This window comes from Tenacibaculum xiamenense (genome assembly GCF_964513065.1).
GTDB lineage: Bacteria > Bacteroidota > Bacteroidia > Flavobacteriales > Flavobacteriaceae > Polaribacter > Polaribacter xiamenense.
The window spans coordinates 338799-351989 of the sequence record NZ_CAZEQU010000011.1 but is presented as its reverse complement, the minus strand read 5'-3'; the positions used below and the strand labels follow the sequence as shown (position 1 = coordinate 351989).

General features: G+C 32.4%; 14 protein-coding genes. All 14 read left to right on the top strand.

The window, feature by feature from the left end:
• Positions 1 to 53 precede the first annotated feature (53 nt).
• On the top strand, positions 54 to 485 hold the full coding sequence (locus tag ACKTTV_RS04825) for a TIGR02594 family protein (protein ID WP_408029680.1): 432 nt from the start codon (positions 54 to 56) through the stop codon (positions 483 to 485).
• Positions 478 to 903, top strand: a complete 426-nt coding sequence (locus ACKTTV_RS04820; protein WP_408029679.1) for a phage holin family protein — start codon at positions 478 to 480, stop codon at positions 901 to 903. Before ACKTTV_RS04825 ends, ACKTTV_RS04820 begins: the two co-directional genes overlap by 8 nt.
• Before the next feature lie 61 nt (positions 904 to 964).
• Entirely contained in the window at positions 965 to 2314 is a 1350-nt protein-coding gene (locus ACKTTV_RS04815; RefSeq protein WP_408029678.1) for a hypothetical protein, read from the top strand.
• 177 nt (positions 2315 to 2491) lie between these two features.
• Positions 2492 to 5131 carry an autotransporter outer membrane beta-barrel domain-containing protein gene (locus ACKTTV_RS04810; protein WP_408029677.1) on the top strand — a complete coding sequence of 880 codons (2640 nt, stop codon included), beginning with the start codon at positions 2492 to 2494 and terminating at the stop codon, positions 5129 to 5131.
• Positions 5132 to 5160: 29 nt separating this feature from the next.
• On the top strand, positions 5161 to 5313 hold the full coding sequence (locus tag ACKTTV_RS04805) for a hypothetical protein (RefSeq protein WP_408029676.1): 153 nt from the start codon (positions 5161 to 5163) through the stop codon (positions 5311 to 5313).
• An 80-nt stretch (positions 5314 to 5393) separates the two neighbouring features.
• Complete coding sequence (locus ACKTTV_RS04800; protein WP_408029675.1) at positions 5394 to 5957, top strand: type 2 periplasmic-binding domain-containing protein; 564 nt, start codon at positions 5394 to 5396, stop codon at positions 5955 to 5957.
• A 164-nt stretch (positions 5958 to 6121) separates the two neighbouring features.
• Positions 6122 to 6718 (top strand): hypothetical protein, encoded by a 597-nt coding sequence (locus ACKTTV_RS04795; RefSeq protein ID WP_408029674.1) that lies wholly within the window; start codon positions 6122 to 6124, stop codon positions 6716 to 6718.
• A 14-nt stretch (positions 6719 to 6732) separates the two neighbouring features.
• On the top strand, positions 6733 to 9462 hold the full coding sequence (locus tag ACKTTV_RS04790; protein ID WP_408029673.1) for a hypothetical protein: 2730 nt from the start codon (positions 6733 to 6735) through the stop codon (positions 9460 to 9462).
• Between the two features lie 5 nt (positions 9463 to 9467).
• On the top strand, positions 9468 to 10013 hold the full coding sequence (locus tag ACKTTV_RS04785) for a hypothetical protein (RefSeq protein WP_408029672.1): 546 nt from the start codon (positions 9468 to 9470) through the stop codon (positions 10011 to 10013).
• Between the two features lie 136 nt (positions 10014 to 10149).
• A complete protein-coding gene (locus ACKTTV_RS04780) occupies positions 10150 to 10692 on the top strand; it encodes a hypothetical protein (RefSeq protein WP_408029671.1) in 543 nt (180 codons plus the stop codon).
• A gap of 238 nt (positions 10693 to 10930) precedes the next feature.
• Positions 10931 to 11077 carry a hypothetical protein gene (locus tag ACKTTV_RS04775; RefSeq protein ID WP_408029670.1) on the top strand — a complete coding sequence of 49 codons (147 nt, stop codon included), beginning with the start codon at positions 10931 to 10933 and terminating at the stop codon, positions 11075 to 11077.
• Positions 11078 to 11258: 181 nt separating this feature from the next.
• Positions 11259 to 11813, top strand: a complete 555-nt coding sequence (locus tag ACKTTV_RS04770; protein ID WP_408029669.1) for a hypothetical protein — start codon at positions 11259 to 11261, stop codon at positions 11811 to 11813.
• Between the two features lie 19 nt (positions 11814 to 11832).
• Positions 11833 to 12375, top strand: a complete 543-nt coding sequence (locus tag ACKTTV_RS04765; RefSeq protein ID WP_408029668.1) for a hypothetical protein — start codon at positions 11833 to 11835, stop codon at positions 12373 to 12375.
• Positions 12376 to 12404: 29 nt separating this feature from the next.
• A complete protein-coding gene (locus ACKTTV_RS04760) occupies positions 12405 to 12746 on the top strand; it encodes a YrhB domain-containing protein (RefSeq protein ID WP_408029667.1) in 342 nt (113 codons plus the stop codon).
• Positions 12747 to 13191: the final 445 nt, after the last annotated feature.

Here is a 13191-nt window from a genome sequence, read left to right as displayed (position 1 = left end):
GAATCAGGAACTTACTAGTTTTTATCTGCTAACGCTTAAAATCAAACATTTGTATGAATAGTTTAATATCAGTAGCGTTATCTCAATATGGAGTAAAAGAAGTAAAAGGATCAAAAGATCATCCTCAAATAGTAAATTACTTTACTTCTTTAGGATTTGACGCTTCAAAATTTAAAGATGAAACCTCTTGGTGTAGTGCCTTTGTAAATTGGGTGGCACAACAGGCAGGTTATGAGAAATCAAATCGATTAACGGCAAGAAGCTGGTTGTCGGTTGGAGACTCTACAATGAGTCCAAAGCAAGGAGACATTGTAGTTTTATGGAGAGAGTCACCTGAGAGCTGGAAAGGGCATGTCGGATTTCTAATAAAAGAATCAAAGCGATATGTGTATCTTTTAGGTGGAAACCAAGGAAATAGTGTGAGTATTAAAGCTTATCCGAAGAATAGAATTTTAGATTATCGAAAATTGAGTAAAAATGGATAAGTTGACACATTTTGTTTTTTGGCTATTTGCATTGCTATCGCCATTAAATGGAGTGTTAACCACCATAATGTTTTTAATTATGGTCGATTTTATAACAGGAGCTTATGCGTCGTTAAAATTGCAATTACCTATTAAAAGTGAAAAAATAGCGAATACGGTATCAAAGTTTTTTATTTATAACTTGGTAATAATCTCGGCGCATTTTTTAGAAAAACATATTGTAAATGAAGTACCATTCTTAAAAATAATAGCTGGATTTATTGCAATTACTGAAATAAAATCAATCTTAGAAAATTACAATAAAATTTATGGGGTAAATCCATTAAAGGCGTTGTATAAAATATTAAATCAAAGTGGATTTAATGAGGCTATGGGAGAAATAGCTGAAGGAGAAAAAGAGAAAAAAGAAAAAGTTTAGTCGCTAACACAGTTTTTAGCGCCTCTTTTTTATCAAACAATTTTTTAAACTGATAAAAAAGATGAAACAAAACAAAGAAATTTTAAAACAATTTTTTGAAACTGGCGATAAGCCAACACAACAGCAATACGCTGATTTAATTGATAGCTATGTTGATGCAAAACAATCAGCAGGAGAACCAAATCGAAGATTTGTAATCAACGAAACGGGTGAAGTAAGTGTTGCTTCGGAGGCAAAACTACCGGAGTATGCACTTTCAGAAATTGTAGGAAATAAACTGTCATTGTTAAAAGACGGAGTTGTTGTGAAAGAAATAGATCTAACAACTTACTTAGACGATACAAATTTATCTCGTCTAGTTTCAGGAACAGTCGATCCAGTAGGAATGGCAACTTTTAAAAGAGATGACAACTCGACATTTACTGTTGATTTTAGTAGTCTCTTAGGTGGTTCGGGCACGCAAGTTCAGGCAGATTGGAATCAAGGAAATAGTTCAGAAAAAGATTTTATAAAAAATGCCCCAAGGGATTTATTGAGGGCTTTAGAGCCAGGTTTCCATCAAATAGAATATAGGTCTTATGGTTCTGAATTGACTAATATTAGTGATGGAGTTTTTGATAAAGATATTGTTACTTTTTATCATGTGAATAATGTAGTTTCAAAAAGTTATTTGTTTTTGAAATCAACGGCTCAAAGCCCATACGCATACAATGTTTTCAATACTTTAAAAAACTCAGAGAAAACAATTCTATTTAAAAATTATGCAGAATATATAAAGCTTGAAAGAACTAATGAAGTAGATAGATCAGGGTATATAGCATTTAAAATTGTAGGTTATAACGGAGGGTTGTTTTCAACTTCAACAGGAGTATATACAAAAAAAATGAGCGCTTTCAGTATACTTCCAGTTCAAGGGGATTGGAACCAAACAGATAATACTCAACCAGATTTTATTAAAAATAAACCTTCAATTCAGGCGGGGCTACCAGTTGGGTTTTACGAGGAAGGAACTTGGCTACCTAAGATACATGTTGGAGCGACTGCTATTTTGCCAAATACTATAAAATCAAAATATATTAGAGAAGGGAATAAAGTGACTTTTGCTTTTGAGATATCAAACTTTTCAACAGTAGGACTTTCTGGGTTGCTTCAAATAGATATACCTTTTCCTATTTATAAGGTATCTCACCCAGGAGTAATAACGGGTACAGTCGCCTATTTTGATGCAGGGAATTCGGCAAATTCTATTGGGTATTCAGGATCGATACTAAGTACAGAGATATCAAATAAGTTGACCTTTTTAAAAAGCTATACATTGGATAGAGTTACAAATTCAGATATTGTTTTTGATGGGGTAAATGCGAAAGTGAATGTAACGGGAACGTATATTACGAACGTATACAATCAATAATTCAAAAAATAAAGTCTAGTCACTAGCGGTATTGGTTTTTAGTGACTCTTTTTTATCAAAGAATAAATAGATAAAGAAGATGAAACCGACATGTTTAAAATAATCATTAAAATTAATGAGAATGATTGTTTTAAACATCTAAGGTTACATGTGATCAGTAAAAAAGAAAATTAACACATGAAAAAAAGTAAAGAAACTTTAAAAGCATATTTTGAAACTGGTGATAAGCCAACACAAGAACAATATGGTAATTTAATTGATAGTTATGTTGATGCAAAACAATTTCCAGGAGAAGCAAATCGAAGATTTGTTATCGACGAAACGGGTGAAGTAAGTGTTGCTTCGGAGGCAAAACTACCAGAGTATACACTTTCAGAAATTGTAGGAAATAAACTATCGTTATTAAAAGATGGAGTGGTTGTCAAAGAAATAGATTTAACAACCTATTTAGATGATACAAATTTATCTCGTCTAGTTTCAGGAACAGTTGATCCAGCAGGAATAGCAACTTTTAAAAGAGATGATAACTCGACGTTTACTGTTGATTTTAGTACTCTCTTAGGTGGTTCTAGTTCGCAGGTACAGGCAGATTGGAATCAAACCGATAATACACAAGGAGACTTTATTAAGAATAAACCTAACTTAAATCAAAGAGTGCCATATTCAGGTGCAATCCAGAATATTGATATAAACAGGAGAAAGTTGGTTAATTGTGCAAGTCTTGAAAGTGATAATTTGAATATGACAAGTCCTGCAGGAGGATTGATAGTTTTTAAAAATTCAAGTACAAATTATAGAGTAAACATAAAGCAAAACGACGCTTCAACAAGTAGTAGTTTTGATTTAAGGCTACCACCTAATGGAGGTGTTTTAGCCTTAGAGGAAAACATGATTCCTTATACAGGAGCCAATAAGGATGTCGATTTAGGAAACAACACGATAGAGGCTAGTAAGAATCTTGAAGTACCGAACAAAGCACGTCATAAAGTTGCTTTAAGAAGTAACGGTCAAGATGTATTTAAAGTGCAGACAGAACATTGGAATGGTTCGTCATGGGTAAATGGCACGAATAGCTTACATGTTGGACCAGGAGCCGGGAATAAAAATACTGGTAAAGAAGTTACTTTTTTAGGTTTAAATGCAGGGATTAATAATACAGGTAATACTTCAACTGGTATAGGTTTAGGAGCTGGAGCAAACAATATAAAAGATAATTTTACTGGTGTAGGTTTAACAACTGGATTGAATAATACTGGTAACAATTTTACAGGTTTAGGAGCTGGAGTTGGGGGAGGTAATTCAGGAAACTTTTTTACTGGAGCAGGCTATTACACTGGAAATACAAATACGGGTGAAAATTTTTCAGGTTACGGTTTTCGAGCTGGAGTATATAATACAGGAGGTAATGTTACTTTAATTGGAGCTAGATCCGGTGAAAATAACAAGGGGTCTAATTGTTCTTTTTTAGGAGTGTATTCTGGTACCTCAAATACAAAAGATAATATTACTGCTATGGGGTATTACGCAGGAAATCTGAATACAGGTTTGAATCTTGTAGCAGTAGGATCTCAATCAGGGCAAAATAATACTGGTTCTAATGTTGTGGCGATTGGAAGTAATTCGTCAGTAAATAACACTGGTTCTGTTGTTACAGCAGTTGGGTATGCGGCTGGTTACTCTAATTCCGGTTCTAATGTTGTAGCTGTAGGGGCGTTTGCAGGTTATGAAAATGTTAAAAACTATAATGTCTTTTTAGGTTCGGACTCTGGAAGGGTAAATTCAGGAGAAGGTAATTCAGCAATTGGTTATCAGTCGCTTAAGAATAATACAGGAAACGCCAATGTAGCTTTAGGTTATCATGCAGGTCTATACAATACAGGAGCTTCAAATGTTTTAATTGGGAATTCATCAGGGGCTAGTAATGGAGGTTTTTTGAATACTGCAATTGGAATATACTCAATGTCAGAAAATAGTGGTAATTATTGTGTTGGTATAGGAGCGCAATCGCTTAGGGAAAATAAAGCATTAGATGCTGTAGGGGTTGGTTATCAGGTGCTTTATAATAATCCAAGTACAGGTAAAAGGAATGTTGCAATGGGGACAAATGCAATGCAACAGGCTTATGGAAGTACAGGAAGTTCGATAGTAATTGGTTATAACGCTGGTTTGTTTAACAATGCAACAGGAAATGTTTCGATAGGAGAAGAAACATTACAGTATACTGGTTCAGGAGTAAACCAAGGTTATAATACAGTGTTAGGGTATCGGGCAGCAAGAAATCCAGTTGACTCATCATTAGTGAAAACCGTAGCTGATAATAGTAAAGATATAGATTCTGTTAATAATAGAATAACGTTAATGGCACATGGTTTTGGTTCAGTTGGAGCTACTGTGGTTTTAAAGTATAATATTTCAGGAGGAGCCAGTATTAGTGGATTAACGAACAACCTTTATTATAATTTTGTAGTTATTGATTCAAATACCATTGAATTTCAAAAAAGAGGTTTTACGTACTCAACGGCTGATAGCGGTATCCATACTTTTACATTAACGGAGAGTATTTCAAATAGTACAGCATTAGGGGCAAATTCTAAATTCACTAAAGCTAATCAAGTCGCGCTTGGAGATGAAAATATTGAAGAAGTACTAACTGCTGGTCAATACATAGGAAAAGCCTTTAAAGTAAAAACTTTAAATAATGCTCCAACAAGTTCTACTGCAGCGGGTGAAGAAGGTGAGATCCGATATACAGCTGACTATATTTATGTGTGTGTTGCTGCTAATTCCTGGAAGAGAACCGCGTTAACAACTTGGTAAAAGAAAAACAATTATAAAAATAGGTAAAAATGAAAATGAAATCAGAACAAAAAGAGGCGATTGCTTTTTTAGTGCAGTGTGCAGAGTATGCTCAAGGGAAAGGAGTTTTTAATCTCACGGAGGCCCACACGATTTTTAATTCTATTAAAGAGTTAAGTCCAATTTTAGAAGAAAAAGAATAATAATCAAAAAGTCTAGTCACTAGCAAAACCAGTTTTTAGTGGCTCTTTTTTATCGAAATGAATGAAAAAAGATAAAAAAGATGAAACAAAGTAAAGAAACCTTAAAACAATTTTTTGAAACGGGTGACAAACCTACACAACAACAATATGCCGATTTAATTGATAGTTATATCGATACTCAGCAACCCGTTGGAGATGACAATAGAACATTTCATATTGACAAATCAGGAAATGTTTCTTTGAAAACCTTAAACGATTCTGTGGTGAAAACAGTAAAGGTTTTTATCTCTGCGACAGAACTACAATCAAATCAATTAAAAACGATTATTCCAGCACAAGGAGCGAATACAATTATTGATATCCTTTCGGTAAATTCTGTTTTTAATTTTAATGGGACTTATTACGGTGATGCTTATTTAGAGTTTAACCATGGTATTATGGCTATATCGTTAGCTGATGTAAATACCTATAATTATGTTGTAAAAACATCTCAAGGATCACAAGAAAATAGAGGTATTCCAGTGAATACCAATTTTACAGCTCAAACATCGGGGATAGTAAGTTCAGGAAATGACGGGATGACTGTCTATGTTACTTACAGAGTAATTACAACTGACGGTTATCAAGTTGCGGTTGTAATGTAATTACTGCAATTCTTAATAGGAAACCTAAACCAATGGGGTTTATCCCCTTGGTTTGGCTTAACATCATGTCTTAACTCAATTAAGAATCAATACTATTTTGAAAAATGGTTAGGTGAATACAATTCGTGTTCACCCGCCATTCTACTGTCAAAAATGAAAAAATCATGGAGGAAATTACTAAAATTAAAAACTTAATGTTGGTGTTAGTTGCTGTTTTACTTTTCTTGAATTTATTGATAAAAAGAAAGAGAGTATTAGAAGTAAAAAAATCAAAAGTTACTATTGTTCACGACACGATTTGGAAGACCAAAGTGGATACACTCAAAGTGCAAACTATAAAATATAAGAAGGTTTATGTTCATAAAAATGATATTACCAAAATTATAAAAGACACAGTTTTTCTTAATGACACGGTGAACTACGAGCAGGCTAGAGTGTATCGAGACACACTAATCAACGATGATTTTGAGATTTATAGCTTCGATTTAGTTAAAGGAAGCTTGTTGGATAGTCGACTTTCCTACAAGTTGAAAGTACCAAAGGAAATCATAACTACTAAAAAAATCGAGTATGCAAAAAGTTATAGTAATGGGATGTATTTGTTTTCAGAAGTAGGAGGTAATTCTACAAAATTTGATAATCTCAGTATAGGAATCCAATACAATCGTAAGGAAAAATGGTTTGCAAGCTATCGAATCAATCTAAATGAATTAAACCAACCAACTCACAACATAGGAATAGGTTTTCGATTGTTTAATTAGAAAAAAGAAAAAGTATGAGTAAAATAATAACGATGGATGATCTCATCGATTACTTAAAAATTCCTGATTTTACCCAAAAAGTAGATCAAGAGATCATAAAAATAAAAATAACACGAGAGCAAGATTTTCAAGAGGAAAACATGCTTTTAAAAGATTTTCCAAGGGAAAATAAAGAGGTAAGTATTTCTAAAAACTTCTTTATGGATACTAATAATGTAGCTTATTATAAGCATGTTTTATTAGGGGATATTTATTATAAAAATATTTCTTATGAGAACGATGACAGAGTGTTTACCGATGCTGATTTTCAAGAACCATTAGTAGAGGTAATTATTCCTGAGGAAATCTATAGTGGAGGATTTCGGTTTTTTATCAATCCAAATAATCAATTAGTTGGGGTACTTGAGGTGGTACATGTCGATAATTCAAAAGACTATATCAGTTTTAATCCAGGGGATTTCTCTCTTTTTAACGAAAATACGTATCACTACACCAATGTTTACGGCGAAAAAGCCAATGAAAAATTAGGAATGTCTGTAGCTTCTTTAAATGCGTCAGTACATCGTTTTCCTATTTTGTCAAAACGATTGGGAGATCAAAACCCCTATCAATTATCGTATTACTATAAAAAAGATGCAAACAAAATGTTACCATCTTTTTTATTAGATGAAAACGAAATTCCAATGATAGCTTTGAGAATTGGTTTCAAAACTTTATCAGGTGTGCTTAGTTTTTTAAACGAAACTATTTTTAACTTTTATAATGAAGTAAATGACTTCAGGTCAAAATGGCGTCATCGTTTTTTAGAGCGTGTAGGATACCATATAACCCCAGTAGCCAATAAGTCAAGATTAAAAGATAGAAAAGCGCTTATTTATCAAATACCAGAAGCATTGTATTTTGTGTTTTACAATAAAGCTTCTTTGTGGGCAGCAGTAGAGACACTGGCAAGCGGTAATATCACTGATATTTTAGGAACTAATGAAGAAGATTTACTGCTAAAACTATTAAAAATTCTATATCATAGATATACCCATAAGTATAAAAACAAGCAAGATCTAGGAAGGGAAGTAGTTGAAGAAAAAGAGTTGGTTTATGTAAGAGAGCAGAATAACGAGTACTTAAAAAAGTTACTTACCATTAAAGCAGATAATAAAACACTTTTACAAAAACTGGTCGATGGTTTGGATGGAGAGCAATTCAAAGCCTATGTTTATTTCATTTGGAGTATTTGGAAAAATAGTTCGTATGCAAATAGTAACCCCAAAACGAATAAGTTAATTGAAATTACAGAAGCCAGTCCTGTTATTTTGGCATATGAGTCAAACAAGATTTTAGGTTTTCATTCAGACAATGCAAAAATAAACTGGGAAGAAAGTAAGGCTAAAATTGATCTTAGTGTTAGGGTAAAAGTTGGAATAAAAGAAGAGTCAGAAATAATTAATGTAGGTTATGGAGAAGAAAAGTCAAGATTTAGGGAATCTAGCCGAGATATTTATGAAATTTTTAAATACAGTTATCATCCGTTTTCGCCTATCCTAGTAAAGGACAGTGAAAATCCGGGCTTTATTTTAAAAGAACAAAATAAAGAAGAAGGTTCATTAAGCACAAAACTACCAGCATTTTTATTGTATGCCAATGACCAAACTGCCTTTTGGAAAAATGTATTTACGGGAGTGGAATATGCGGTAGATATTATAACCACAGTGTCTGGTGTTGGTAACCTTATTAAAGTAGGTCGCTTGGTAAAGCTTCTTAAAAATGGAAAAACCTTATTGTTTAAAACTAGACAGGTAACGTCAGCAATTAAAACTGTTAAAGCAGCCGCTGGAGCAATCGAAGTGAGTTCTGGTGCGGTAAATACCTTGCTAAAGCTTACAAGTATTGATGATACGGAGTTAGGGAAAAGTATTTCTGAATACTTGTTTTATCTGGAAATGGTTGCCTTAGTGGGGGAGGTTTCGGTGTTTTTAAAAGGAAAGTTGCAGAAATCCGCTAAGGAAATTGTAGAAAATCCTAAATTCACAAAGTCTTTGGATGATATGGCGAAAAAGGGGGAGGTTGATGAGGTTTTCAAATCGAGACTTTTGAATGAGCTTTCAAATGTCAGACTTCTGCAAGAGTCTTTGAAAATAAGCCCGTTTATATCAAAGTTTTCCAAAATTCTACCTAAAGTATTGGATGAGATTCCAATTGAGTTAAAAAATGCCGAAGAATTAATTCTAAAGAAGGTAGGGAAAATAAAAGACGCAGATGATCAATGGGAGTATGCTTTTATTTGGAATTCTGAGGGGAATTTTAAAACTTTAAGACCTTTTACTTCTAGGAGTAATGATGAGGTGAGGATCGGATGGGCTTTTGGCGAAGGGGAAAAGATGACACCCGAAAGAATTAAGAAGTTAAAGGGAGCAATAATGACTCATAATCATCCTAATTTTAGTAGATTCAGTGATTCTGATATTAGAATGTTTTTTGAACTCGATCTAAAAGAGTTAAGAGCAATTAATCTTAATGGAGAGGTTTATAGTTTGAAGTTGAAACCGAAGGTTGATATTTCTAAGGAGGAGTTGAGGAAAATTTACAAAAGTATGAATGAGGCTAAGTCGAAGTTTGTAATCGATAATTATGTGAATGCTCAATACTTTTCTGATAAAGTAAAATTTCAACTGGAATTTGAACGTTTTGAAGAAGAGTATATTTTGAGTAAAATGAAAGATAAAGTAGATTATATTATATATAGATAAAAGTAATGAAACAGAATAGAGAGAAAAGAGAATGGTTATATTACAGATCGCCATACAAATACACTTTAGATAATAATGAATACAATGACCCGCTGTATTTAAAGTTAAACTTTCCGCACAGAGAAAATTATAGGAAAGAACTTTTAAATTGTTCTTTGGAGAACTTTATAAAAGAGATGATTTCCATTTTTTTGTATGAATATCCTTGGGAATATGGGTATATTGAGACGGGACAAATGGAGTGGGATGATGGTAGTAAAGAGGTGATAGAAGGAACTAATATGCGCGAATTAAGAGATATCCATCCCCTTGAATTTGAGGAGCATTATGATTCAGTAATTACTTTAAACTATCTTAAAATTAGTTTTGTTAATCCTCAAATTGAAGTTTTTAATTGGATTGAAGATGTGATTAATGAATTTGTGTTTGATAAAGAGGAATTATTCAGTAAAGAATTTCGTTATCAAATAAAAGACTCCGTGATTGAAAGTATAAGAGCTTCGAAAGAATATCTATTAATTAAAATAGATAGAAAAGGTATTAAACATTAAGTAAAGTCTTTTTAAGCTTGCTTTTTGTATTCTTTAAGCGCCGTCCCACTGCCGTAAGAATCCCTTCGTGAGGTGGAATGATGAATACATTTGGAAGTAAATTAGAGTATAGAATATTTATATAAAAAGAATTGTTATGATTGATAAAAAAATAACAGAATGGCTTTTTTATGTGGGCGAGAATAACAGAGCTATTGGTAAAAGTAGTTGGGACGACCCAAAATGGCGCGATTTACACTTTCCTAATGAAAGACTTTTTTGTAATCAAGTACTAGAAAGTAGTTTAGATGATTTTGTTCGTACGTTGGTTTGGATTTTTAAAGATCGGTTTCCTGTTGAATTTGAATGCTTAGAGACATCAATGTATGGTTTAGATGACGAAGGTGTTCCTAGCAATGAACAGGTGAATAGGCGTAAATTACAAGACATAAAACCTATGATTATTGAAATGGATAACGATTATTGGGCAATTCAGTCTGTGAAAATTGAGTTTAAAAAGCAGCAACCAGAGGTCTTTTCTTGGATAGAGTCCGAATTAGAAGGTAAAGTTTTTTCTAAGCAAGAAAAAGAGCTTGTGACTTATAATGTTATGGATAGTCCAATTAGTCATATCGAAGTAACAGAAGAAGGTTTTACAGTCCATATTAATCAAGAGCGGGTAATTATAAATACATATTGATGTCTTTAGGTTAGAAAAGAATAAGAACTATGCTAACAAATAGTGAAATGCTAGAAATAGCCGAAAAATATTTAAGAAAAATGGAGGAAGAAAAAGCTCTTGAAGTAGGGAAGAAAACAGTCATGAGTTAATGATTACAAGGGTGACAAAAAAAGCACTCGGAAATATTTATGATTTTGGGGTTAAACTCTTTTCCTAAACATTAGATCCTAAATACGTCATAAACTACTCCCCTTTTATGGTAGAAAAAGAACGATCTAGAGTTTTACATTTTGGAACCCGTTATTCTTCTGAAGAACAATATGAAGATTACAAGAATGGGGATTTTCAAACATCATTACATTCTTTCTGGTATCCAGATGAAGACCGTTATAGTCATAAATAATAGAAAGAATAATCTAATTTGAAAAGTCATTAGGCAACTAGTGGCTTTTCATTTTGGCTTTAACTAGCCATTTTTATCGGCTGAAATGCTGGTTTTTGAATAGGTTTATCCTGTTGCTGTACTGTCTCTGTTTCGCTAACAGAAAATTACGTGTACTTTAGATAATTGAAAAAAACAAGAAATGAATATATCAGACATAAACTTAGATTTTTTATATCTAAAGAAAGGAATATCTATAGGGGTGAGCGATCCTTTTTGGAAAAAATGGAAAAAAGAAAAAATGAAGTTCTATGATTTTATTGAAAAAGAACCGTTAGAAAAAGTTATAAGTTTAACAATTAATGTATTTAAAGAGAAGTATCCAAGAGTCTATTTTTCCTTTGTAGACCTTAATCAGGAGAATGTGGAGTATTTAAAAGATGAAAATGGTTATGATGTTCTTGAAGATAGATTTATTTTCAGAAATGATTTGAAGAGTTTTAAAACCAAAGATGGGTTGATTTCTGAAGATGAAAGTTCTATTTTGGAAGGTATGGAATATGAATTTAAAGAGCCAATTTCTAACATTGAAGAAATAATAGAGGAACAATTGAATGGAAAGGAATATGAAAAAAATAGCCAAGAAGGAATAACGACTTATGAATTAGTCGACAGCCCAATATTAAGGTTGACCGTTTCTCCTTCGAAGTTTCTTATGGAAATTAACAGAGCTAAATGGGAGTTTAGGGTGCCTTAGTGTTGTTTATTAATTTGTTATGATAGATAGAAAAATAACAGAATGGCTTTTTTATGTAAGTGAGAATAACAGAGCTATTGGTAAAAGTAGTTGGGACGACCCAAAATGGCGAGATTTATTTTTTCCAAATAAGAAAGTATTTTGCAATCAAGTACTAGAAAGTAGTTTAGATGATTTTGTGCGTACGTTGGTTTGGATTTTTAAAGATCGGTTTCCTGTTGAATTTGGTAGTTTTAAAACATCAATGTATGGTTTAGATGACGAAGGTGTTCCTAGCAAAGAACAGATGAATAGGCGTAAATTACAAGACATAAAACCTATGATTGTTGAAATGGATGACGATTATTGGGCAATTCAGTCTGTGAAAATTGAGTTTAAAAAGCAGCAACCAGAGGTCTTTTCTTGGATAGAGTCCGAATTAGTAGGTAAAGGTTTTTCTAAGCAAGAAAAAGAGCTTGTGACTTATAATGTTATGGATAGTCCAATTAGTCATATTGAAGTAACAGAAGAAGCTTTTACAATCCATATTAATCAAGAGCGGGTAGTTATAAATACGTATTGATGTCTTTAGGTTAGAAAAGAATAGGAACTATGCTAACAAATAGTGAAATGCTAGAAATAGCCAAAAAATATTTAAGAAAAATAAATGGGTCTGAAGAAGATAAATTGGTCGTTATTTCTCAATTAACAGTTGAAAAACCATATGGAAATGTTTACAGTTATAATTTTCAAAAGTTTATTGAGACTGGAAATCGTAAGTATTCTGTGGCTACCGGTATTCCTTTTTTAGTGGAGAAAGAAACGGGTAGAGTTGTTAATTTTAGTTCTTCAGGTCATTTAGAGAGTCACTTAAAAGATTATGAAAATGGTACGATGTCGGAGAGTTTAGATTTATATTGGTATCCAGACGAAGATCGCTACGATTATAAGTAATTAAGAGTTTTTGATTGTATAAATAAGAAACGAACTGTAGTTAAGTAACTACAGTTCGTTTCTTTGTGATAACTTAGCGGTATCACAAAATAATAATTAATTTGTATTCAATTTAGCTTTGTGGTTTTGAACTATTTGGTAATAGCAAATAGCCTAATTCAAACTAAAACTCCAATAAAAAGCACTCTTTGCTTTTTTGCTTGGAACGTAAAACTTAAAGGTTTCTTTTGAAGATTCGTAAATAAACAACATAGTGATAATATTTAGGGGTTATTGTTACGTAAAATTATGATTTACTGTTATATAGTCGGAGTGTGTAGTATTTCTTTGCAAGATTTTGACAAAAAAAAGATACTTTTTGACGAAAATGGAAATTGATTTTGATTTTTTAACTTGTTGATTTGTAGTTTTTAATGTTTTTCTAAGTGCATTTTTCTGTCTAATA